General features: G+C 61.1%; 17 protein-coding genes and 4 pseudogenes. 10 read left to right on the top strand and 11 right to left on the bottom strand.

Annotated elements, in window-relative coordinates; translation table 11 throughout:
• Nucleotides 1-78: 78 nt before the first annotated feature.
• Entirely contained in the window at nt 79-2,304 is a 2,226-nt protein-coding gene (locus ACW4PC_RS06440; protein ID WP_455873623.1) for a bifunctional diguanylate cyclase/phosphodiesterase, read from the bottom strand.
• A 153-nt stretch (nt 2,305-2,457) separates the two neighbouring features.
• Nucleotides 2,458-3,012 carry an RBBP9/YdeN family alpha/beta hydrolase gene (locus ACW4PC_RS06435; protein ID WP_194730134.1) on the bottom strand — a complete coding sequence of 185 codons (555 nt, stop codon included), beginning with the start codon at nt 3,010-3,012 and terminating at the stop codon, nt 2,458-2,460.
• A 166-nt stretch (nt 3,013-3,178) separates the two neighbouring features.
• On the opposite strand from ACW4PC_RS06435, the gene ACW4PC_RS06430 reads away from it, so the two are divergent.
• Both ACW4PC_RS06430 and ACW4PC_RS06425 read left to right on the top strand, forming a co-directional pair.
• A complete protein-coding gene (locus ACW4PC_RS06430; protein WP_455873210.1) occupies nt 3,179-3,976 on the top strand; it encodes a DUF2189 domain-containing protein in 798 nt (265 codons plus the stop codon).
• A gap of 85 nt (nt 3,977-4,061) precedes the next feature.
• Nucleotides 4,062-4,520: a low affinity iron permease family protein gene (locus ACW4PC_RS06425; RefSeq protein ID WP_455873209.1), complete on the top strand. Its 459-nt coding sequence runs from the start codon at nt 4,062-4,064 to the stop codon at nt 4,518-4,520.
• 53 nt (nt 4,521-4,573) lie between these two features.
• On the opposite strand, the pseudogene purB reads toward ACW4PC_RS06425, so the two are convergent.
• From purB to ACW4PC_RS06405, 4 genes and pseudogenes are all read right to left on the bottom strand, one after another.
• A pseudogene (purB, locus tag ACW4PC_RS06420) lies at nt 4,574-5,886 on the bottom strand (adenylosuccinate lyase).
• Nucleotides 5,887-5,950: 64 nt separating this feature from the next.
• The gene (locus ACW4PC_RS06415) at nt 5,951-6,436 is read right to left on the bottom strand and encodes a hypothetical protein (RefSeq protein WP_455873208.1); all 486 of its coding nucleotides are present in this window, start codon (nt 6,434-6,436) and stop codon (nt 5,951-5,953) included.
• A gap of 19 nt (nt 6,437-6,455) precedes the next feature.
• The gene (rpe, locus tag ACW4PC_RS06410) at nt 6,456-7,133 is read right to left on the bottom strand and encodes a ribulose-phosphate 3-epimerase (RefSeq protein WP_455873207.1); all 678 of its coding nucleotides are present in this window, start codon (nt 7,131-7,133) and stop codon (nt 6,456-6,458) included.
• A gap of 115 nt (nt 7,134-7,248) precedes the next feature.
• Nucleotides 7,249-8,332 (bottom strand): annotated as a pseudogene (locus ACW4PC_RS06405) (ABC transporter substrate-binding protein).
• Nucleotides 8,333-8,505: 173 nt separating this feature from the next.
• On the opposite strand from ACW4PC_RS06405, the gene ACW4PC_RS06400 reads away from it, so the two are divergent.
• The 7 genes and pseudogenes from ACW4PC_RS06400 to ACW4PC_RS06370 all read left to right on the top strand — a co-directional run bounded on the left by ACW4PC_RS06400 (nt 8,506) and on the right by ACW4PC_RS06370 (nt 14,192).
• Nucleotides 8,506-9,000 carry a flavin reductase gene (locus ACW4PC_RS06400; RefSeq protein WP_455873206.1) on the top strand — a complete coding sequence of 165 codons (495 nt, stop codon included), beginning with the start codon at nt 8,506-8,508 and terminating at the stop codon, nt 8,998-9,000.
• 21 nt (nt 9,001-9,021) lie between these two features.
• A complete protein-coding gene (locus ACW4PC_RS06395) occupies nt 9,022-9,945 on the top strand; it encodes an AAA family ATPase (protein ID WP_455873205.1) in 924 nt (307 codons plus the stop codon).
• A gap of 2 nt (nt 9,946-9,947) precedes the next feature.
• Nucleotides 9,948-11,208 (top strand): annotated as a pseudogene (locus ACW4PC_RS06390) (vWA domain-containing protein).
• Nucleotides 11,205-11,534, top strand: a complete 330-nt coding sequence (locus ACW4PC_RS06385) for an XdhC family protein (RefSeq protein WP_455873204.1) — start codon at nt 11,205-11,207, stop codon at nt 11,532-11,534. The pseudogene ACW4PC_RS06390 and the gene ACW4PC_RS06385 overlap by 4 nt, the downstream one beginning before the upstream one ends.
• Complete coding sequence (locus ACW4PC_RS06380; protein ID WP_455873203.1) at nt 11,534-12,241, top strand: XdhC family protein; 708 nt, start codon at nt 11,534-11,536, stop codon at nt 12,239-12,241. Before ACW4PC_RS06385 ends, ACW4PC_RS06380 begins: the two co-directional genes overlap by 1 nt.
• The gene (locus tag ACW4PC_RS06375) at nt 12,238-13,872 is read left to right on the top strand and encodes an NTP transferase domain-containing protein (RefSeq protein WP_455873202.1); all 1,635 of its coding nucleotides are present in this window, start codon (nt 12,238-12,240) and stop codon (nt 13,870-13,872) included. Before ACW4PC_RS06380 ends, ACW4PC_RS06375 begins: the two co-directional genes overlap by 4 nt.
• Nucleotides 13,873-13,874: 2 nt before the next feature.
• A complete protein-coding gene (locus tag ACW4PC_RS06370; RefSeq protein WP_039845002.1) occupies nt 13,875-14,192 on the top strand; it encodes a TfoX/Sxy family protein in 318 nt (105 codons plus the stop codon).
• Here ACW4PC_RS06370 and ACW4PC_RS06365 read toward each other — a convergent pair whose 3' ends face one another.
• The 5 genes and pseudogenes from ACW4PC_RS06365 to ACW4PC_RS06345 all read right to left on the bottom strand — a co-directional run bounded on the left by ACW4PC_RS06365 (nt 14,193) and on the right by ACW4PC_RS06345 (nt 18,981).
• Complete coding sequence (locus tag ACW4PC_RS06365) at nt 14,193-14,615, bottom strand: NUDIX domain-containing protein (RefSeq protein WP_039845001.1); 423 nt, start codon at nt 14,613-14,615, stop codon at nt 14,193-14,195.
• 7 nt (nt 14,616-14,622) lie between these two features.
• On the bottom strand, nt 14,623-16,116 hold the full coding sequence (locus ACW4PC_RS06360; RefSeq protein WP_455873201.1) for a DEAD/DEAH box helicase: 1,494 nt from the start codon (nt 16,114-16,116) through the stop codon (nt 14,623-14,625).
• Nucleotides 16,117-16,273: 157 nt separating this feature from the next.
• Nucleotides 16,274-17,584, bottom strand: coding sequence for a M23 family metallopeptidase (locus tag ACW4PC_RS06355; RefSeq protein WP_455873200.1), 1,311 nt, complete (start codon nt 17,582-17,584; stop codon nt 16,274-16,276).
• A 101-nt stretch (nt 17,585-17,685) separates the two neighbouring features.
• Nucleotides 17,686-18,495: a ferritin-like domain-containing protein gene (locus ACW4PC_RS06350; protein WP_455873622.1), complete on the bottom strand. Its 810-nt coding sequence runs from the start codon at nt 18,493-18,495 to the stop codon at nt 17,686-17,688.
• A gap of 11 nt (nt 18,496-18,506) precedes the next feature.
• Nucleotides 18,507-18,981 (bottom strand): annotated as a pseudogene (locus ACW4PC_RS06345) (peroxiredoxin).
• Nucleotides 18,982-19,103: 122 nt separating this feature from the next.
• Here ACW4PC_RS06345 and ACW4PC_RS06340 point away from each other — a divergent pair.
• Entirely contained in the window at nt 19,104-22,502 is a 3,399-nt protein-coding gene (locus ACW4PC_RS06340; RefSeq protein ID WP_455873199.1) for a YhdP family protein, read from the top strand.
• The last annotated feature ends 12 nt before the right edge of the window (nt 22,503-22,514 follow it).

Here is a 22,514-nt window from a genome sequence, read left to right as displayed (position 1 = left end):
AGACTTTCTGGAGATAAGCTTACAGCGTTTTGTGATGCGGTGGAATCAAAGCCGCCAGCACGGCCGCTTATGCAGGCTTTATTTGCTGCGGTTGCTTTTGATCTGCTGGCGGAGAACACCCTGAAGGGCGTGGGCGCCGCCGTCGTGCCGCCGCCAGCCCGCATTGCGTACAAAAGCCGGAATCTGCATGGCCGGCATCGGCCGGGCCAGGGCATAGCCTTGCAGCATGTCGCAGCCGAGATCGCTAAGGATGCGGACGTGATCCATGCTTTCGACACCCTCGGCCGTGACGAGGATGTTCAGCGAACGGCCAATATCGATGATCGAACGGACGAGCTTTCTCTGCTCGGCCGACTGCGGCAGCATGCGGATCAGCTCCCGGTCGATCTTCAGCGTACGGGGACTGAGTTTGAGCAGGCTGACGATCGAGGCGTGACCGGTACCAAAGTCGTCGATCTCGATATCGATCCCGAGCTTGCGCAATTGCCTGAGATTGGTCAGGACCGCATCATCGCAATCGTCAAGCGATATGGATTCCAGGAGCTCGAAGGAGAGGATCCCCGGCTCGATCTTCTGCACCCGCAGCTTCTTGCCAAGGCCCGGATCGGCCAGGCGCCGAGAGGAGACATTCACCGAAAGCTTCGGTGTGACGAAACCGTCTCTCGCCCAGGCGGCGCGATCAGCCAGCCCTTTTTCGAGGATCAGGCCGTCGATCGCTGAGACGACGTCGAGATCTTCGGCAATCGTCAGGAAGTGGCCTGGTGTCAGCAATCCGTGCTCCGGATGCCGCCAGCGTGCCAGCGTCTCCACGCCGGCAACCTCCAGGGTCTGGGCATGAAACTGCAATTGATAGAAGGGAATGAATTCGTTGCGTTCCAGGCCCAGCAACATTTCGTCCGACAGGCGCTTCGCCGCGATGATGGTGCGGCGGGCGTCCTTCGAGAAGAATTCGTGGCGGTTGCGGCCTGCGCCCTTGGCGCGGTAAAGCGCGATATCGGCGTTGAGCAACAACTGCTTTGCATCGAGGTCCTTGCCGCTTTCCGCGGCAATGCCGATGCTGGCGCCGAAGCGACAGTCATGGCCTTCGTAGCGGACCGGCTTGCTGAGTTCGCGGATGATGCGGGCTGCCATATTGGAAAGCTTCTTCGGAGAGCTGTCGATCGTGCAAAGTACGACGAACTCGTCACCGCCGATGCGCGCAACGAAATCGCTGGCGCGCACGCTCTCCTTCAGCACCCTGGCCGCGTGTTTCAACATGGCGTCGCCGGCGCGGTGGCCGAGCGTGTCGTTGATCTGCTTGAAACGATCGAGGTCGATATGCAGGATCGCGAGCGTCAAGCCATTCTCGCGGCATCCGGCGGAACGCTCGTCAAGCATGCGGTCGAGATAGCGGCGGTTGGGCAGTTCCGTGAGATAATCGTGAAGCGCCAGATGCTCGATGCTTTCCCTGGCGGCTTCGAGTTCCTGATTGCGGGCTTCCGCGAGATCCTTTGCCTTCTGCAGATCGTTGCGAAGACTGACCTCTTCGGTGACATCCCAATTTGCGCCGATGAGCTTGCGATTGCCGTCGGCATCCAGGAAGAAAGCCGAGCGGGCGCGAATGACGCGTTCGGCGCCATCGCCGCGGATGATACGAAACTCCTGCAGCAGGCCGCGGTCTTTTTCGAGACTTGCATCCAGGTTCTTCAGCGTGCGCTCGCGGTCGTCCGGGTGCAGCGCCTGCTCCCATGCCTCGCTCAGCTTTACGCGCGGCGTGCCTTCAAGCCCGTACATCGCCAGCAAGCGGTCGTCCCACTCGACTGTTCCGGCGTCGAGATCGGCTTCGAAAACGCCTATGCGCGAGATTTCGAGAGCGAGATCCAGCCTGCGCGACAGGTGCTCGAGCATTTCCTCGGATCGCTTGCGGGCCGTGATGTCCGTATCCGTGCCGACGATGCGGGCAGGGGCGCCGTTTTCGTCCCATTCAACGCAGGCGCCGCGGCATTCGATCCAGACCCAGCCGCCGTCCCTGTGGCGCTCCCGGTATTCGAAGACGTGATAATCCGGGTCCCCGGCGATCTGCTTCTCAATGGCCCGGATGACGAAATCGCGGTCATCGGGATGAAGAAGCTTGAGCCATTCCTCGTAGTCTCCGTCGGCCTCCTCGTGCGGAGCCATGCCGCGGATTTCTTTCCATGTATCGGAGTAGTATTTGGTGCCGATTAGGTTGTTGTGGTCCCAGACGCCGAGGCCAGAGCCGACGAGCGCATAGTTCCAACGGCTCTCGCGCTCCGCCAGATCGGAGGTATCCGGTGCCTGCTTCACCGCAAGCTCGTTGTCAGTATTGAAAGCGCTGACCTGTTTTCGCTGCTTCACTGCGCACTCGCTCAATTCGCGTGCAGGCAGTATGAAGTCATTGAATAAAATAACCGTTAAGCAGTGCCTGAAAGACGTGGAAATCTTTCGGTTTTCCAGGGCCTAAGGCTTCAGGCGGCTCAGGAACTGCGCAAAGACCATCGTTCCCTCCGGCCAGGGGCCGTGGCCTGACTCTGCGTTGATATGTCCGGATTCACCAGCGTCGATCAGAAGCGAGCCCCAGCTTGCGGCAACGTCATCGGCATGCTCGTAGCTGCCGAATGGATCGTTGCGGCTCGCCACTGTGATCGCAGGGAACGGCAGCGGATCGCGCGGGTAGGGACCGAAGGTCATGAGGTGCTTCGGGCGGATCTTCGGGTTGGCGACATCGGGCGGTGCCACGAAGAAAGCGCCGGCCACCTTCTTCCTGAAATGCGGGATCGCATGGATCGCCGAGGGTATTCCGAGCGAGTGGGCGACAAGGACGACGGGGCGGGACGAGGCGTTCACCTCCTCGGCGATGCGGGCGACCCAATCTTCGCGGACCGGCTTTGACCATTCCGCCTGTTCGACGCGCCGCGCGGTGCTGAGCTTTGCTTCCCAGCGGGTCTGCCAGTGGTCGGGACCGGAATTCGTGTAGCCAGGGATGATGAGAATATCGACGTCAGAAGCTTTCATGATCCCGCCGATGTGAGAAAGCTTGGCCGTTCTGTCAAGGGAAAGCGCGACAACGGCGGTGAAATTCGTTATCATCGCGCCATTGCCGGTTGCGGTTTCTCGTGTCGGCTGCGTCAATGCCGATGCATTTCCGCCGCCGGCCGATCGGCTTACGGAGGAGAAAGCCATGTCGGCATTTCATGTTATGACAGGATCAGGCGAGCGCTATGCACGTCTCGCTATCAACAAGATCAGCACCGCAGACGTCTTCGACGCATTACGTCGCGGGCTGGACGATTTTCGCGAAAAGCCTTCCCATTACGTGTTCTTATGCCTCATGTATCCGATTGCCGGCATTTTTCTTGCCCTTGCGTCATCGGACGCAAACCTTCTGCCGATGATCTTTCCGCTGATGTCCGGGTTTGCGCTGATCGGGCCGATTGCCGCCATCGGGCTCTACGAAATCAGCCGCCGCCGCGAGGCGGGTCTCGATACGTCGTGGAGGCATGCGCTCGAAGTCAGGCAATCGCCGGCCTTGCCGGCGATCATCGTCGGCGGGCTGCTGCTGTTCGGCTTCTTCATCGTCTGGCTCGTCGCAGCGCAGACGCTCTACACGAACCTGTTCGGCGATGTTTTCCCGCGGTCGATCGAAGTGTTCACCTCGCAGATTTTCGGCACGCCCCAAGGCATGCAACTGATCATCTGGGGCAATTTGCTGGGGCTGGTCTTCGCCATCGTGGTTCTGGCGACGACCGTCGTCACGTTTCCCTTGCTTCTCGATCGCGATGTAGGGCTGGTGGCTGCTATGGCGGCTTCGATCCGCGCAACTGTCGTCAACCCGGTACCGGTCATGCTGTGGGGCCTGATCATTGCTGCGGCGCTGGTCATCGGCACGATCCCGCTTTTTGTCGGGCTGGCGCTGGTGATGCCTATCCTCGGCCACGCAACATGGCATCTCTACAGAAAACTGGTCACGCCTGCATAAGGCACGATGCAGTCTGTGCGTTAAGCGAGCGGAACCTGCAACCTCCTTCAAAGTTAATCTGACGATGTCTTTGAAGGAGGCTTCCATGCCAGCACCGCGGCACGTCTTTACCCGCTTTGCCACCAACGTGTCGGAATGGGCGGGCAAGCCGGCCATCTTCGTTCTCGCGGTCGCGGTCGTCATTGTCTGGGCGGTGTTGGGGCCGTTCTTCGACTATTCGGAAACATGGCAGCTGATCATCAATACAGGCACGACGATCGTGACCTTCCTCATGGTTTTCGTGCTGCAGAACGCGCAGACGCGCGACACGCGTGCCATCCAGGCCAAGCTCGATGAACTCATCCTGACCAGCCATGCCGAGAACCGCTTCATCGGTATCGAAAACCTCGACGAGGAGGATTTGAAACATCTAGACCGGCTGGTGGCGAAAGCCGCCAGAGGGAAAGACCGGACGGAGGCGAGCAATGTATCGCAGGCGGCGGAAGGACGCCGCAAAAGATCGCAGGGAAGCAAACGCGCTGCACCATCGAAATCGCGCAAGTAAAAATGACAACGGCGCCGTTGCGCCGGCGGCGTTTTCGAATGCAGTCGGTGGGGTTAGCCGAAAACGCGCTTGAAGATCGTGTCGACGTGTTTGGTGTGGTAACCGAGGTCGAACTTCTCTCGGATATCGTCTTCCGAAAGTGCCGCACGGACTTCCTGGTCGGCGAGCAGTTCTTCGAGGAAGTCCTTGCCCTGTTCCCAGACCTTCATGGCGTTGCGCTGCACGAGGCGATAGGCGTCCTCGCGGGAAACGCCTGCCTGGGTCAGAGCCAGCAGAACACGCTGCGAATGGACAAGGCCGCGGAACTTGTTGAGGTTCTTCTCCATGTTCTCGGGATAGACCACGCAGCTTTTCGATCACGCCGGCCAGGCGGTGCAGGGCGAAGTCCAGCGTAATTGTCGCGTCCGGGCCGATGGCGCGCTCGACACGACGAGTGGCTGATATCGCGCTCGTGCCACAGCGCCACGTTTTCCAGTCGCCGGAACGACCGACATGCGCACCAAGCGGGCAAGGCCGGTGAGGTTCTCGGTCAGCACCGGGTTGCGCTTGTGCGGCATAGCCGACGAGCCCTTCTGGCCCGGCGAGAAGAATTCCTCGGCCTCCAGAACCTCGGTGCGCTGCAGGTGGCGGATCTCGATCGCGATGTCGCTCGATCGACGAAGCGATGACGCCGAGTGTGGCGAAGAACATTGCATGGCGGTCGCGCGGAATGACCTGGGTCGAGACCGGCTCAGGCGTGAGGCCAAGCTTGTCGGCAGACATGTTCTTCGACGCGCGGGTCGATATTGGCGAAGGTGCCGACGGCGCCGGAGATCGCGCAGGTGGCAATCTCGTCGCGTGCGGCGACGAGGCGGCGCGTGGTTGCGGCCGAACTCGGCATAGAAGCGGGCCAGGGTGAGCCCGATGGTGGTCGGCTCGGCGTGGATGCCGTGGCTGCGGCCGATGCGGACCGTGTCCTTGTGCTCGAAGGCGCGGCGTCTTGAGCGCTGCGAGTACGCGGTCGATGTCGGCGAGCAGAATGTCGGCGGCGCGCACCAGCTGGACGTTGAACGCAGGTGTCAAGCACGTCGGACGAGGTCATGCCCTGGTGCACGAAGCGGCTGTCCGGTCCGACGAATCTCGGCAAGATGCGTCAGGAAGGCGATGACGTCATGCTTGGTGACGGCTTCGATCTCGTCGATCCTGGCGACGTCGAATTCTGCCGCGCCTGCCTTTTTCCCAGATCGTCTTTGCTGCTTCCTTTCGGAATGACGCCGAGTTCGGCCAGCGCGTCGCAGGCATGTGCCTCGATCTCGAACCAGATGCGGAACTTGGTTTCGGGCGACCAGATGGCGACCATCTCTGGGCGGGAGTAACGCGGGATCATGGCTCACTGCTTTCGTTGCGAGGAAGACTTTCTGGCGCCCCTGTAGCAAAGACGCGCGGTAATCTCAACGCATGCGTTTTGCAAGCGCGTAGCTGGTTACAAGCAGGCAGACGAGGCCGAACGGCAGGAAGAGCCGCAGACCGAGGACCAGGAACTGATAGACGGCGTTCGCGCCGGTGAAGATGAACTGGTAGGTCCATACCAGGCTGCCGAACGGCGCATGCCAGCGCGAATAGAAAATGCGGTAGTCCATGGAAAAGAGAAATGCCGTCATCAGCATCGTGCCCGCCGTCAGGCAGACGAAGAAGGCGGCAAAGCGCGTTTCGATCCGGCGCCGGTAGGCGAAGAAGCGGCCGATCGGCAGCATGAAGGGCCAGGACAAAAGGCCGCCGGCGAAATAGAGAAGCGCCAGTTCGGCCGCGTGTTCCGTCTCGAAGCGATTGCGCATGTAAAGCGCCGACATCGCCGAGGCCATCATCATGAGGCCCCAAAGCGCGGCGCCGCCAAACAGCTCGAAAATGGGTGGTCTGGCAGCGCGTATCCGGTCCATCGTCAAGGATATGCCAATGTCATGAGCGCCCGGCCTTTGCAGCGCTTCGCAGGTCGCTGATGGCGGTGCGGTAGGCTTCGACGGAGGCGCCCTTGAAGATCGCCGAACCGGCGACGAGCACGTTGCAGCCCGCCTTGCCGACGATCGGCGCGGTCTCGACCGTGACGCCGCCGTCGACCTCAAGCTCGATCGGCCTGTCACCGATCAGGGATTTCGCGGCTGCAATCTTTCCGGCCATCGCGGGAATGAATTTCTGGCCGCCGAAGCCGGGGTTCACCGACATGATGAGGATGAGGTCGACGTCGTCGAGAACGTTCTCGATCGCCGACAGCGGCGTTGCCGGATTGACCGTCACTCCGACCTTCTTACCGAGATTGCGGATCGTCTGCAGCGAGCGGTGAAGATGCGGTCCCGCCTCAGCATGAACCGTGATGCGGTCGCAGCCAGCCTTGGCGAAAGCCTCCAGATAAGGATCGGCCGGCGAGATCATCAGGTGGCAATCGAAGGTCGCGTCCGTATAGGAGCGCAACGACTTGATGACGTCGGCGCCGAAGGAGATGTTCGGCACCAAATGGCCGTCCATGACGTCGAGGTGGATCCAGTCTGCGCCTGCCGCCGTCACATCGCGCACTTCCTGTCCGAGCTTGGCAAAATCCGCAGCCAGAATGGAGGGGGCAATCCGGATCGGCAGGGTCATGGCACTCTTCTCTCTCCGTGGGGAACTTGCGGCGGTTTAGCAGGGCTTAATCGAACGGGCAACAGCATCAACGCTGCACTCGTGAACTCCGCGTAAACGGCATTCTCGTCTCGGGCTAATCGCCGGGCGCGGCGGGCGCGGCGAAAATGCCGCGGCGCCATTCCAGCAGCCTGTAAGGGTTCTCCGAAAGCTCGTGGCCAGCCGTGAACGTCAGATCGCCGATCGGCGTAGAGAACCTCGTGCCGACGAGTTTTTCCGCCACCGTCCTTCCTTCTGCCGTGGCGGCCGTTGCCGCCTGTTGCGCGACGGCCGCTGCTGCGGCTGCCGGCAGGACATAGCCTTCAGGCTCGATGCCTTGCGCGCGCAGTTCCGCCGCTGCGGCGTGTGCGGGCTGCAAAGTGTCGAATTCCGGCATGGTGACCGCGCGCACGCCGTCCGGAAGCGGTAGCGGCTGGTTTGCCGCGCGCATTGCATCTCCGCCCAAAACAGCGAGCGGAATTTTCTCAGCTGCGGCATCTCGGGCGATGACTGCGACGTCGGCGCGGTCGCCGCCGATGAAAACCTTGGTGGCGCCGGCCTTCTTCAGGCGGCGGACGAGGGCGATCTGCTGATCCTGACCCGGGCGATAGGTGTCCGGTAAAGACGGGCTTCAGCCCTTTTTCCTCAAGCGCATTCCGGATGGCCTCGGTCAGTTCGCGGCCATGGATGGTGCCGTCCTCGATAAGGGCGATCGGTGCTGCCTCCCAGTCGTTGAGCATCGCTTCGATGATGCGTGCGGCTTCGGCGCCATCGGCCGGCGCCAGACGAAACAGCGGCCAGCCGTTCTTCAATGCGTCTTCCATTAGGATGCGTGCGCGTACCGAGACGGTGATCGCCGGAATGTTCGCATCCTTGAGCTTCGGCAATGCACTTTCCAGCGTTTCGCTGCAGAGAAAGCCGATTGCGACTTGCACCTTGGCGTTTACCAGCGCATCGGCAATCGCGGCACCACTGTTTTCCTCGCAGGGCTCGTTGATTGTGACGACGGTATTGCCATCCTTGGTGATCTGATAGTTCGCTCCGGCGAATACCTGGGCGCCAAGCTGCTGCAGGTTGCCGCCCTGCGGAGCGACGACGCCGATCGTAAGGCCCGCGGCATGGCTTTCGGCTGCTGCAAGAAACAGCATCGAAAAAGCCGCTATGCCACGCAGAATACTCATGAAAATCGTCGGTTCCCTGTCGCCCTTCATGCCCTTTTAGCTGCCCGGCGGCAATCGTCAAAGAAAAACAGGCGGAATGCGCCGCATTTCGTCGGCTTCATTGTAGAAAAGGTAACCGATGGCATCCATATTAGCGGCACAAGAATAGGCGGCGCGGCCGCAGGAGACCGCATTTGTTGAACAGGCAGCCGATCGATCCGCAGCTTTATCGCGATGCCATGAGCCGTTTCGGCGGTCATGTGCAGCTCGTGACGACGGTGCTTGGCGAGACACGCCGCGGGGTGACGATTACCGCAGCCTGTTCGGTATCCGACGATCCGGCCTGCGTGCTCGTCTGCCTCAACAACAGCAATCCGAAGAACGACATCTTCTTCCAGAGCGGCATTTTCGCGCTGAACACACTCGGCGCGCACCATCAGGCGCTGGCCGACGCCTTTTCCGGACGCAAGCCGATGAGCAACGACGAGCGGTTTGCGACCGGCAAGTTCGACAAGCTGGTCACCGGTGCGCCCGTGCTCTGGGATTCGCTTGCCTCCTTCGATTGCAGGGTGATGGAGATCAAGGAGATGTCGACCCACCACATCATTTTCGGTGAGGTCGTGGCCGTACGTTTCAACGAAACAAAACCGGCGCTGCTCTATATGAACCGCGACTACCACACGCTATAACTCCCTTAAAAGGGAGGAGACATGCCCGATCATCCGCTGCCGCCCGCGTCTATCGACGAGACGATCGCCATGCTGGCAAGAGAGGATTATCTCGCAGGCCGGTCGCTGGCCACGGTCCTCTTTCTCGCCCTGAAGATGAAGCGGCCGCTGTTTCTCGAAGGAGAGGCCGGCGTCGGGAAGACCGAGATCGCGAAGGTGCTGTCGAAGGCGCTCGACCGGCCGCTGATCCGGCTGCAATGCTACGAAGGCCTCGATATCGCATCCGCCGTCTACGAGTGGAATTATCCGGCGCAGATGCTGGAGATCCGGCTTGCCGAAGCCTCTGGATTGACCGATCGCAGTCGTATCGAATCCGATATCTTTTCCGAGCGCTACCTTATCCGCCGCCCTGTGTTGCAGGCGCTTTCGTCTGCGGAAGGCCGTGCGCCGGTCTTCCTGATCGACGAACTCGATCGTACCGACGAGGCTTTCGAAGCCTTCCTGCTGGAAGTGCTCTCGGATTTCCAGGTGACGATCCCCGAGCTCGGGACCATCAAGGCCGCCGAGCCGCCGATCGTCATCATCACGACCAACCGGACGCGCGAAGTGCACGATGCGTTGAAGCGCCGGTGCCTCTATCACTGGGTCGATTATCCGGAGGCCGCGCAGGAACTGGAGATCATCCGCCGGAAGGTGCCCGGCTGCAACGAGGCTCTCTCCCAGCAGATTATCGCCTATGTGCAGAAGCTGCGCACGCTCGATCTCTTCAAGAACCCCGGCGTGGCAGAGACGATCGACTGGGCGACGGCGCTGACCGAACTCGACCGTCTGGCGCTCGATCCGGAGACCATTTCCGACACGATTGGCACGCTCTTGAAATATCAGGACGACATTGCGCGCATTCATGGTGGCGAAGGCGCTCGTGTGCTGACCGAGATCAAAGACGAGTTGAGGGCAGCGGGTTAAAGATGAAAACGCAACCGGCGCAGGATGGGATCGTCGTTCCGCCGCCGCCGGCCGAGGGGCGCTTTGCCGACAATATCGTCTTCTTCGCCAGGGCGCTCCGTAGCGCGGGGCTCAAGATCGGTCCGGGATCCATTGCCGATGCTATCGAAGCTGTCGAGGCGATCGGCATGGGTTCGCGCGAGGAATTCCACGCGGCGCTCTTTTCGGTCTTCGTCAAACGCCACGAGGACAAGCCTGTCTTCGACGAAGCCTTCCGGCTTTTCTGGCGCTCCCGCGATCTCGTGGAGAAGATGATTGCGATGATGTTGCCGCAGGCGCCGGACAACCGTGGAAGGGAAAAGGCGAAGGCGGGCGAAACGCGCGCTAGCGATGCGCTTCTCGGTGATCGGCGCGATAATAAGCCCCCTCGTGATGAGCCGGAAATCGAGATAGACGCGCGGTTCACCACCTCCGGGAACGAAGTCTTTCGCCGGATGGATTTCGCGCAAATGTCGGCGGCGGAAATTGCGTTGGCGAGAAAAGAACTGGTCCGGCTGCAACTGCCGCTCGACAGCGTTCCCACTCGGCGTTTCAGGCAATCGCATGTTCAGCCGGCAGGTCGATCCACGCGCGACGATGCGCTCGGCGCTGCGCACCGGCGGGTCGCTGATCCTGCCGCGCTATCGCCAACAGAAAGAGATCCAACCGCCATTGGTGGTGCTTGCGGATATTTCGGGCTCGATGAGCCAGTACACTCGTATCTTCCTGCATTTCCTGCACGTGCTGACGGAGAGGCGGCGCCGCGTCCATACGTTTCTTTTCGGAACGCGGCTCACCAATGTCACCAGGCAGATGCGCCACAAGGATCCGGACCAGGCACTGAACGAATGTGCCGCCGCGGTAAAGGACTGGTCGGGCGGCACTCGTATCGGCGAAACGGTGAGGGAGTTCAACCGCCTGTGGGGACGCCGCGTCCTCGGGCAGGGCGCGTTGGTGCTGCTGATCACCGACGGGCTGGAGCGGGAAGGCATCGAATTGCTGGCCGAAGAAATGGACCGGCTGCATCGATCCTGCCGGCGGCTGATCTGGCTGAACCCGCTTCTGCGCTTCGAGGGCTTTGAGCCGCGGGCTCGCGGCGTTCGCGCGATGCTGCCGCATGTTGACGAACTCCGTCCGGTTCACAATCTATCATCCTTGAGCGACCTTGCTGCGGCGCTCGACGCGGGCAGATCACCGGCGCACGATCCCCGGCGCTATCTCGACAGAATGAGAGGTTTTGCATGAGCGAGACGTCTTTCGGCCTCGATCCGCTGATGACGGCGGAGGAATGGATGAAAAGCGGCCGCAGTGTGGCGATCGCGACAGTCATCGAAACCTGGGGCTCGGCGCCCCGTCCTGCCGGCAGCCATCTGGTAGTCGATGGTGACGGCAATTTCGAGGGCTCGATCTCCGGCGGTTGCGTCGAAGGTGCGGTGATCGCGGAGGCGATGGACGTCATCGACGACGGCAAGGCGAAGATGCTGGAATTCGGGGTTGCCGACGAGACCGCCTGGCGCGTCGGCCTATCCTGCGGCGGCCGCATCCGCGTCTTTGTCGAAAGGCTTATCTGATGGACGCCAACAATCTGGAGCGACTGAATGCAGCGCGCCGAGCACGCAAGGCCGTGATGCTGGTCACCAACTTGGAGCATGGAACGGATCGCGTGATCGTCGAAGGCGGGCCGGTCGATAGCGCACTGAGCGATACCGTCGCTGCGGCATTCCGCTCCGGCAAGTCCGGCATCTGCGATATCGATGGCGGCAGGTACTTTCTGAACGTGCACCTGCCGCCAGCCCATGTCGTCATCATCGGCGCGGTCCATATTAGCCAGGTCCTGGCGCAGATGGCGGCGCTTGCCGGCTTCGATGTCCGCATCATCGATCCGCGAACCGCCTTTGCAACGCCGGAGCGTTTCGCCGGCATAGATCTCACCGCCGACTGGCCGGTCGATGTGCTGAAGGCCCGTCCGCTCGATGCCTATACCGCTGTCGTGGCGGTCACGCATGATCCGAAGATCGATGATTTCCCGATCGCCGAAGCGCTTAGAACGGGCTGTTTCTATGTCGGTGCGCTCGGCAGCCGCAAGACCCACGGTTCGCGTCTTGAGAGACTGAAGAAGGAGGGTTGTTCCGACGGCGAACTGGCGAGGATCAATGGCCCTATCGGGCTTGATATCGGCGCCTCCAGCCCGGCGGAGATTGCCGTTGCGATCCTTGCGCAGATCATCCAAGCCTTGCGCTCGCGCGACGTCTCCTATCCGAAAGGTGACAAAGCATGATCTTTGGAGAATTCGATGTCGGCGGTGCGGAAGGGCTCATGCTCGCCCATTCCGTCAAGATGCCGGATGGGACTTTGCCCAAGGGGCATGTGGTTGACGCTGCCGACGTCGAGCGGCTGAAGAGCTCGGGAATCGAGAAGATTATTGCGGCACGCCTGGAGGACGGCGATCTAGGCGAGGACGAAGCGGCGGCACGGCTGAGTGAGGCAATCGCACCCGATCATCTCCGCTTTTCGGAGGCTGCGACCGGCCGCGTCAACATCTATGCTGCGGCGGACGGGCTTTTCGTGGCTGACCGGGAGGCCGTCGATCGCCTGAACCGCATCGATCCGGCGATCACGCTCGCCTGTCTTGACGATCATACACATGTCAGCGCCGGCGATATGGTGGCGACCTTCAAGATCATTCCCCTGGCGGTTCCGGGCGCGAAGATAATTGCCGCCTGTGCGGAGCTTCGTGCGAGTGGGCCATTTCAGGTGAAGCCGTTTGCCGATCATGCCGTTTCGCTGATTGCCACGGAACTGCCTTCGCTGAAAGTGTCGGTGATGGACAAGACGGCGCGCATCCTTGAGCGGCGGTTGGCTGCTTGCGGCAATCGTCTCCTGCGGGAGCGGCGCGTGCCGCATGAGACCAAGGCTCTTGCCGCTTCGATCCAGGATATCATGCGGATTCCGGAGAAGGCGCCGAAGCTCGTCATCGTCTTCGGTGCCTCGGCGGTCATCGACGCGGCGGATGTCATTCCGCAGGCAATACGCGAGGCGGGCGGGCGTATCTTGAGCGTCGGCATGCCCGTCGATCCGGGAAATCTGATGGTCCTCGGCAGCATCGGCGAGACTTATGTCGTCGGTGCGCCTGGTTGCGCCCGCAGTCCGAAAGAAAACGGTTTTGACTGGGTTCTCGACCGCATTCTGGCCGGTGAAGAGCCGGGTGCGCATGAGGTGACCGGAATGGGAGTCGGAGGCCTGCTAATGGAGATACAATCGCGGCCGCAGCCGCGCGATGTGCCTGCCAGGAGACGTGCCGACGCTTCCGTTGCGATCGTCCTGCTTGCCGCCGGCAAGGCACGCCGCATGGGCGAGGGCGGCCAGCACAAGCTGCTGGCGGAATTCGATGGCATGCCGCTGGTGCGCCGCTCGGCATCCATTGCTGTTGCTAGCAGGGCTTTGTCGGTTGCGGCCGTAACGGGACATCGCCGCGCTGAGATTGAAGCAGCACTTGAAGGCTTGAGCGTGCAGCCGGTCTTCAACGCCGATTATGCCTCCGGCATGGCAAGCTCTCTTGCGGCCGGCTTCGCACATGCCCATGCAAACGGCGCCGAGGGCGTCCTTGTCATGCTTGCTGATATGCCGGGGGTCTCGACGGCGGACCTCGATCACTTGATCAGCGCATTCGAGCAGGCCGAGGGCCGGGCGATCGTTCGGGCGGTCTCCGGAGGCAAACGCGGAAATCCGGTCATTCTGCCGCGTTCATTGTATCATGCAGTGCTTTCACTCGAAGGCGATGTCGGCGCGCGCCACATCGTCGAGACGGCGCGGCTGCCGGTCGTCGATGTCGATATCGGCGAGAGTGCGCATCTTGACGTGGATACGCCGGAGGCGATTGCCGCAGCAGGCGGCATATTGAAGGGATAGCAATGGACGCGGCCGGTATAGAGGAAATGTTTCAGGGGCTCGGTCCCGTGACGATCAAGCGTATGTTCGGCGGCAAGGGCATCTATCACCTCGGCCGCATCGTCGCGGTCGAAGTTGGCGGCGAGGTGCTGCTCAAGGCCGATGACAAGAGCTCGCCGGAGTTTGCCGCAGCAGGCTCCAGCCAATGGTTCTATGAGGGCAAGAAGGGCAATCCGGTGAAAATGCCTTACTGGTCGATCCCGGACGCGGCTTATGACGATCCGGATGAAATGGCGAAATGGGTGCGGCTTGCCTATGAGGCGGCGCTTAGAGCCGAATGATCAGCGGAAGTCCTCGTTGTCGAGATAGCCGATTGCGGCCTTGGCAAAGTCGGATAGTGGTGTCGGCAATTGTGATCGCGTAAACCAGCCGAAATCCGAGAGTTTTTCCGGTTCCGTCAACTGAGGGTCGCCGCTGACTTCTCTAGCTATATAGAGAAACGAGACCCAATGCTGCGCATCGGCGCCTGAAATCACTTCCGCATGACCGAGAAGTTCGGTTCGAGCGATCGTCAATCCGGTTTCTTCCTCGGCTTCCCGGCGCGCGGCTTCGGCTATTGGCTCCATATGATCTACTTTGCCGCCGACGATGCTCCAATGACCGGCCTCAGGCACACGAATGCGCTTGTAAAGCAGGATCTTGCCGTCGCGCAAAATCACCAGGCCGACGCCGAGACCTGGAAAATGAATGCCAGGCTTGCCCATCGGAAGATTAGACCTTGGCGTTTGCCGCGATCAGCATGAAGGCGGGAATGTCGTCGCCGAAGCCGACCGGCGTCGGGCCGTCGTCGTGGTCGCGATAGCGGCGGCGCTCGCGATTATCGTCGTTCGCCGGATAGGGCCGAGAGTTGCGCGCGTTGTTCTGCGGCTTGTTTTCTGCTTTGCGCTCGTGCTTCACGCTTTCGGCCTTTGCTGGTGCTGCTGCTTCGATGGCTTCGGCGGCATTATCATCGGCGCCGATATCAGTTTTATGACCCCGGCGCTCCTTGACGCGGCCACGGCCCTTGTCGCGATCCCGGCTACCTGCGCGGCGTGGGCGATCGTCTTCGCGGCCGGGTTCTGGAGGCGGAAGAGCGGAAAGATCGCCATTCAGCCACTCGACCTTCTCGCCGATCAGCTTTTGGATCGCGTCGGCATGTTTCTGGTCACGGCCTGTGACAATGGTGAAGGCAGCGCCGGAACGGCCTGCACGGCCGGTGCGGCCGATGCGGTGCACGTAATCCTCGGCATAAATCGGCACATCGAAGTTGAAGACGTGGCTGACATCCGGAATGTCGAGGCCGCGGGCGGCGACGTCGGAGGCGACGAGCAGTTGCAGCTGTCCATCACGGAAGCTTTGAAGCATATTCGTGCGCGAGCGCTGGTCCATGTCGCCGTGGAGCGCGCCGACGGAAAAGCCATGGCGTTCGAGGGAGCGGAAGAGGTCGGCCACGTCCTTCTTGCGGTTGCAGAAGATGATGGCATTCTTCAGGTCTTCTTGCGCGCGGACCAGATCGCGCAGTGCGGCGCGCTTCTCATAGTCCTTGCCATGCGAAGCAACGAAACGCTGCGTGATGTTCTTGGCGGCGGAGGCCGGCTTTGCGACTTCGATTCGCTCGGGATTTTGCAGGAACCGGTCGGCGAGCTTCTGGATTTCCGGCGGCATGGTCGCCGAGAAGAACAGTGTCTGACGCGTGAAGGGGATGAGCTTGGCAATACGCTCGATATCGGGGATGAAGCCCATGTCGAGCATTCGGTCGGCTTCGTCGATGACGAAGATTTCGACGGCGCTCATCAAAAGCTTGCCGCGCTCGAAATGGTCCAGCAGGCGGCCGGGCGTGCAGATGAGAACGTCTGCACCGCGCTCGAGCTTGCGGTCCTGGTCTTCGAAGGAAACGCCGCCAATCAGCAGCGCGACGTTCAAACGGTGGTTCTTACCGTATTTTTCGAAGTTCTCCGCGACTTGCGCGGCGAGTTCGCGCGTCGGTTCGAGGATGAGCGTTCGTGGCATGCGGGCGCGGGCGCGGCCCTTTTCCAGCAGCGACAACATCGGCAATACGAAGGATGCCGTCTTGCCTGTTCCTGTCTGCGCGATCCCGCAAATGTCACGGCGCTGCAGGGCGAACGGGATTGCTCCTGCCTGAATAGGAGTGGGGATCGTGTAGCCGGCGTCGGTAACGGCGGAAAGCACTTTTTGGCTCAGGCCAAGGTCAGCAAATGTCGTCAAGGGGAAAACTATTTCCGTTCAGGTTCGGCCATACTCTGGTTGAGTCGGCGGGATTGCATGCCGCAATGCAGCGCGACATAGTCCCAAACGGCTTGCAAGTCAAGGAATACGGGCTCTGCAGCCGTCGAACAGGTAAAACTGTGGTTACTGCAATTGGTTATTTGATATAAGTCGCGAGTTTCAAGCCTGCGTTCAAGAAATACACCGGATCGACCGCGCGGCCGTTCTGGCGTACCTCGTAATGCAAATGCGTGCCCGTCGAGCGGCCGGTGCTTCCGGCAAGACCGATCACATCCGAGCGGCCGACCATGTCGCCGGCCGTCACCAGAATCTGCGACATGTGGCCGTAACGGGTAGAAATGCCGTTACCGTGATCGATCTCGACCATGTTGCCGTAGCCGCCCGTCCAGCCGGCATTGACGACCTTACCGGGGGCTGTCGGGCGGATCTCTTCGCCGGCAGCAAAGCGAAAGTCAACGCCGGAATGAAGGGCGAGACGTCCGAGGAAAGGATCGCGCCGATTGCCGAAGGGACTGGTGATTTCCTTGCCGATGGCCGGATTGCGGAATGGCAGGGATTCCGCCGTACTGCGAACGGCTTCGAGCCGGGTCAGGGCGGTATCGAGCTGCGCAAGGGAATTGTTGAAGTTGTCGCCGTTTTCCGGCTCGACATAGGGACCGCCGACAGCGCTGTCATCATCATCGGGCTTGACGGCTGCCTGCTCCGGTACGGCAATCCTGAAGCGGGTCAGGACTTTCTCGATATTGCTGGCGGCATCGCCCGCATCCACGGTCAGCTGCTCAACGCGGGCGCGCTGCTCTTCCTCGACGCCTTTCAGTGAAAGCGTGACCTTCGAGAACAGGCGGTCGGCACGATCGCCGACGGTTTCGGGTGTGGGGACATTGGCGAGTGTCGAATTGTCGGGCGTTGCGGCGGCGGGTTCGTCCGTGCCTGCCAGGAGCTTGTCGATCGCCCGGGCACCGCTTGAAAGCGACGCACGCTTGTCCGTTGCTTCGGGCGCGAGGGATTGAGCCGGTATCATCTCATCCTTCCTCGTCAGGCCGGAATTTTCCGCACGGTCGAGGAGGGAGCCAAACTTACCGTGGCGCGAGGTCAGCGCCATCTGCTGCTGCATGAGCTTGTCCACCTTGTCCTCCACCAGCTGCTGGTCGAGCAGCTGACGCGAGGTGACCCGATCGACCTGCGCACGAAGGGCCGCAATGCGATCCTCATAATCATGCTGCATGCGGGCTTGGCGCGCCATGGTGGCGCCGATCAGGTCGTCGCGAAGGACGAGGTAGGAGGTTGCAAGCAGATAGCCGATCACGAAAACGGCGGAAAAACAGAAGCCGAGGGCTGCCATCCACGGCTTTATGGTTACGTGCCGGACCTTGTCGCCACTGGCGAGAATGAGGATATGTTCCTTCGAACGCTTGCCGAATACGCGATTATGCTGTGCATGCGTCACGGAGAATCTCCCAATTGATGCGCCCGTGCTTCGATCAGGAATGATTACACACTGTTATGGTTAACAAATGCCTTAGCTGGCATATTAATGCACGTATAGGTTTATAGATTGCTGGTCGAGGTCAATGAACGATAGAAAGAAGGCGTGAGGCCTGCTTCGGCGCGCGCCAGGTCGTTGAATGGCGGTTTCAGCGGGCCGCGGAAGTTTGCACGCACCAGCTCCTTGAAGGTCTGCGCCGGGTCGCGGCGCTCGCGGGCGCAGAGAAAGCGGAACCATTTGGCGCCGATTGCCACATGCCCCTTTTCGTCATTGTAGATAACCTCGAGGACGGCCGCACTTTCGAGATCGCCGGTTTCACGCATCTTCGCCTGCAGCGAGGGCGTGACATCCAAGCCGCGGGCCTCGAGAATCAGGGGAACGACGGCAAGCCGCGCCGTGAGATCGTTTCTGGTCGCGTGCGCCGCCTGCCAAAGGCCGTCATGCGCGGGCATATCGCCGTAGTCGGCGCCAAGATCGCGCAGCCGCCCGCGAACCAAGCGGAAGTGCTTCGCCTCCTCGAAGGCAACCTGCATCCATCCGTCGAAGAAAGAATTGGGGACCGCTTCGGTGGCAAACCGCGCAACGATATCGAGCGCCAGGTCAACGGCGTTGAGCTCGATATGGGCGATCGCGTGAAGAAGCGCGATGCGACCGTTGACGGTGTGCAGCGAGCGCCTCTCGACCTGCGTCGGAGGTACCAGTGTCGGCTTTTCCGGGCGACCCGGCCTATCCGGCAGCGCCGCATCGCACGGCGAACGCAGGGAAACCCTTCGTGCGAACCAGCGGGTCGCAGCTTCCTGCGCCAGAGCTGTCTTGCGATCGAGATCGGCGGAACCGATGGCCTCGATCGCGCCACCGCGCAGAGATGGCATCGAAAGCGTACTCACGCGGCAAGGTTCCTGAGGGCCTTCAAAACCTCTTCGGCATGGCCGGGCACCTTGACCTTCTGCCAGATCATCGCGACGGTACCATCGGTGCGGATCAGAAAGGTCGTGCGCTCGACGCCCATGAAATTGCGGCCATACATGCTCTTTTCCTTCCAGACGCCATAGGCCTGCAGCGTCGTTTTCTCCTCGTCCGAGGCGAGCGCAACGGAAAGGCTGTATTTCTTGATGAAGCGTTCGTGGCATTTGACCGAATCAGGGGACATCCCGACGACCGCCGCTCCCGCGGGCATCGAACTCGTCGGCCAGAGCGGTAAAGGCCAGCGATTCCGCGGTGCAGCCGGTCGTATCGTCCTTCGGATAGAAGAACAGAACCAGCGGTTTTCCGCGGAAATCGGCAAGCGATACCCGCCCGCCGCCGTCGCGGGGAAGGTTGAAATCCGGCGCCGTGGCGCCGATGCCGAGAACCGCCATATGTGGAAACCTTTCTTTTGCCGGGTTTATGGATGACACTATGTTCCGCGGATATATATTGAAGCTCAAATCGTCCCGCCAGACCGGGCGGCCACATTCTAACTCGGGGTTATCCAAAGCGCATGTCGGCGATCCGCGGCGAAAAGGTTACATTTCGCAAAAAAGACATCGTCGCGCTGCATGAGCTTCCCTCCGCACAGGCCGAAGACCCCATCATCGTGCATTGCCCGCCGCCGCGGCGTTCACGCATGCGGCGTGCGGCCAATGTGACGGCTGGTTGCTTTGCCGCCGTTCTCTTTGTTCTGGCGGCGATCGTTTTCACTATCGAAAGCGGAATGTTCGACGCGACGCTGTCGCGCCAGGCGCAGACCGCGTTGAATTCGGCGATAGGTCCCCGCTACCGGGCAGAGGTGGGGTCGACCGTCATCCGGTTCACGTCCGGTGCACAGCTCGCGCTTGAAGCCCGTAACGTCAATATGGTCGATCAGGAAAGCGGGCAGCATCTGTCGACGACCGGCGCGATGCGCATGGCGCTCGATCCGTTTGCGCTTTTTCGCGGCCGGGTGGCCGTGACGGCGATCGAAGCCGACGATATTGCGCTCGACACGGCCCTTCTGCCGTCCGGCAGCCCGCTGGACTTAAGCAAGCTTCGCATCGACGCAATTCCGCAGGCGATGGAAGCTGCGTTTTCTCATCTCGATATCCTGGACGATTTTGTTGAGCGCGGGGGTACGGATACCGTGCGTCTCTCCGGCATCGACATCAAGCTCGCCGATACCGCGAATGGTCCGCTTTCGATCGTGGTCGACAATCTGGTCTTTGCACATGCGGGGCCATCTTCGCTGCATTTGACGGGCGAGGTGGCGATCAACGGCGAAGTGGCGATGCTGGACGTGCTTGCTGAAAGGAGCGCCGGGAAAGCGTCGCGGTTCATGGCAAAACTCACCCATGCCGATCTGACGCCATTTACCTTGAAGAGGAACGGGCTCGGGGAAATTCGGCAGGGCGTGAACAGTTTTGCGGACGTTGCCGTTTCCGCGGTGCGGGATGCAGGCGATGTTGCGCCCTCCCTGGCCGCCAGGGCGGATCTTGCGCCCGGGTCGATCTATGTCGACGGAGACGAGCAGCAGCTTTCCGGCGGCCGCATCAATCTCGGCTATGACTTTACGAAGCAGACGCTTGAGATCGCAAGATCGCAAGCGCAATTCGGCAACACCGCCGTCCCGTTCAACGGCGCAATCATCGACCTCGACAAGCTCGATCCGGCCGTCGGCAAGGGTTTTGGCATCGATCTCCTGATCAGCGGCGGCACGGCTGCGCCGGTGGGCTCGGGCGAACAGCCGCTCCCATTCGATATCCAGACGACGGGCCGCTACCTCGTCGCCTCGCGGGAACTGCAGTTCGCGGGCATGACAGTTTCTAGTCCTCTGGGGCAGCTGTTCGGATCGCTTCATGTCAAATTCGGCGACAAATCGCCGGAAATCAGCTTCGTCGGACAATCGCAGCAGCTTCAGACGGCTGCGATCAAGCAGCTCTGGCCCTTTTGGATGGCGCCCAGAGCGCGCGAATGGGTTTTGGGAAATCTCTTCGGCGGCACGGTCACGAACGCGTCGATCTCGGTATTCATTCCGTCCGGGAAATTGGACGAGGCCGTCGGCAAGGGGCTGAGACTCGGCGACGAGCAAATCCGTATCAATTTCGATATCGCCAATGCGCGCATGAACGTGGCAGGCGATATTCCGCCGATCCGCGATACGTCCGCCCATTTCGATCTGACCGGCCAGAGGGCGACGATTTCGATCAAAAGTGGCACGTCATATTTCGCGTCGGGCCGTTCCGTCAGCCTCGGAGAGGGTCAGTTCGTACTGCCCTCGACTTACCAGAAGCCACTGATGGCGGAAATGAAGCTCGCGATCTCCGGCGATGCCGATGCGGTGGGCGAACTCCTGACCTATAAGCCGGTCCAGGTCCTGCAGCGCGCGGGCCTTGTGCCTGGGGACCTGAAGGGCAAGATCACCGCCGACGTCGAGGCGCGGCTCGGCCTTCTGCGATCGCAGGATCCTCCGCCGCCCGAATGGAAGGCGACCATGCAGCTCAGCGGCGTCGATGTCGGCAAGCCGGTGTCGGGCCGGGTGATTACCAATCTGAATGGCGCGCTCGACGCCAATCCGCAGCAAGTGGCGCTCGACGCCGAGGGGCAGATCGACGGCGTTCCCGCCGAGATCGAGCTTGTTGAGCCGACCGACAAATCGTCCGGCCTCAAGCCGCAGCGCATCATCACGGCGACGCTGAACAACGCTCAGCGCGCAAAGGTGCTTCCTGGCCTATCCGGGATCATCGACGGTAGCCTGACGATGCAACTGACGAAAATCGATGAGGAACGCCAGAATGTTCAGATCGATCTCGACAAGGCGTCGTTACAGCTTCCCTGGATCGGTTGGGCGAAGGGAAGCGGGATCGGCGCAACGGCGGAATTCGAAGTATCGGGACCACCCGAGAAAACGCAGATCAGGAATTTCCGTCTGAAGGGCGACGGCTTTGGCGCCAGCGGCTCGTTTGCCCTCAGCAAGGGCGACCTCGAATCTGCCGATTTCGACAGCGTGAGACTTTCGTCCCTTGATGACTTTGCGATATCGATCCGGCGCAACAGGGGCAATTTCGACGTTTCGGTATCTGGAAACACTGCCGATGCGCGTCCGATCCTTGCACGATTGAAGAACGGACAGGGCGACAGCGACGGGGAGGGTGGTGGCAGTGCCAGCGTCTCGGTCCGTGCGAATCTCAACAGCGTCGTTGGCTTCAACGATGAAAAGATCGGCAATTTCGAGGCCAGATACGTATCGAGCGGCGGGCGGCTGCAGGCGCTGAACTTTTCCGGCATCACCGGCAGCGGCGAGGCGGTCGTCAGCCAGACAAGGGAAGGCCGCGCCTTGAATATCACGAGCGGCGATGCCGGTGCCGTCTCGCGCTTCGCCGATCTCTATCAGCATATGCAGGGTGGGCTGCTCAACATGTCGATCAGGCTCGGCAACGGCGGCAATTGGGATGGCTCGGTCGATATACGCCGCTTCGCCATCGTCAACGAACAGCGCCTGCACTCGATCGTTTCAACGCCGGTCGGCGAGAACCAGCGCAGCCTCAATTCCGCCGTCAAACGCAATATCGACACCTCCGCGCAGCGCTTCCAGCGCGGCTTCGCGCGCGTCGTGTCCCGCGGCGGCGTGGTCGGTATCGAAAACGGCGTGGTGCGCGGCGATCAGATCGGGGCCACGTTCCAGGGCGTGATCCGCGATCAGCGTGGCAACATGGATATGACCGGCACCTTCATGCCGGCCTATGGCTTGAACCGGCTGTTTGCCGAGTTGCCGGTCATTGGCATCATTCTCGGGAACGGTTCGGATCGCGGCCTGATCGGCATCACGTTCAAGCTGACCGGCAAGTTCGACCATCCGGCCATGCAGATCAATCCGCTGTCGATCATTGCGCCGGGCGTTTTCCGCAACATCTTCGAGTTCCAATAAAAAAGCCGACGC

The organism is Rhizobium yanglingense (genome assembly GCF_977109285.1).
This window is presented reverse-complemented; position numbering and strand designations above follow the sequence as displayed.

Coding starts and splice junctions, on each gene's coding strand:
- ACW4PC_RS06395 (WP_455873205.1), top strand. CDS start 9,022: ATGCCCGATCATCCGCTGCCGCCCGCGTCTATCGACGAGACGATCGCC.
- ACW4PC_RS06375 (WP_455873202.1), top strand. CDS start 12,238: ATGATCTTTGGAGAATTCGATGTCGGCGGTGCGGAAGGGCTCATGCTC.
- ACW4PC_RS06350 (WP_455873622.1), bottom strand. CDS start 18,495: ATGCCATCTCTGCGCGGTGGCGCGATCGAGGCCATCGGTTCCGCCGAT.
- ACW4PC_RS06425 (WP_455873209.1), top strand. CDS start 4,062: ATGCCAGCACCGCGGCACGTCTTTACCCGCTTTGCCACCAACGTGTCG.
- ACW4PC_RS06370 (WP_039845002.1), top strand. CDS start 13,875: ATGGACGCGGCCGGTATAGAGGAAATGTTTCAGGGGCTCGGTCCCGTG.
- ACW4PC_RS06435 (WP_194730134.1), bottom strand. CDS start 3,012: ATGAAAGCTTCTGACGTCGATATTCTCATCATCCCTGGCTACACGAAT.
- ACW4PC_RS06365 (WP_039845001.1), bottom strand. CDS start 14,615: ATGGGCAAGCCTGGCATTCATTTTCCAGGTCTCGGCGTCGGCCTGGTG.
- ACW4PC_RS06415 (WP_455873208.1), bottom strand. CDS start 6,436: ATGGACCGGATACGCGCTGCCAGACCACCCATTTTCGAGCTGTTTGGC.
- ACW4PC_RS06430 (WP_455873210.1), top strand. CDS start 3,179: ATGTCGGCATTTCATGTTATGACAGGATCAGGCGAGCGCTATGCACGT.
- rpe (WP_455873207.1), bottom strand. CDS start 7,133: ATGACCCTGCCGATCCGGATTGCCCCCTCCATTCTGGCTGCGGATTTT.
- ACW4PC_RS06385 (WP_455873204.1), top strand. CDS start 11,205: ATGAGCGAGACGTCTTTCGGCCTCGATCCGCTGATGACGGCGGAGGAA.
- ACW4PC_RS06380 (WP_455873203.1), top strand. CDS start 11,534: ATGGACGCCAACAATCTGGAGCGACTGAATGCAGCGCGCCGAGCACGC.
- ACW4PC_RS06340 (WP_455873199.1), top strand. CDS start 19,104: ATGTCGGCGATCCGCGGCGAAAAGGTTACATTTCGCAAAAAAGACATC.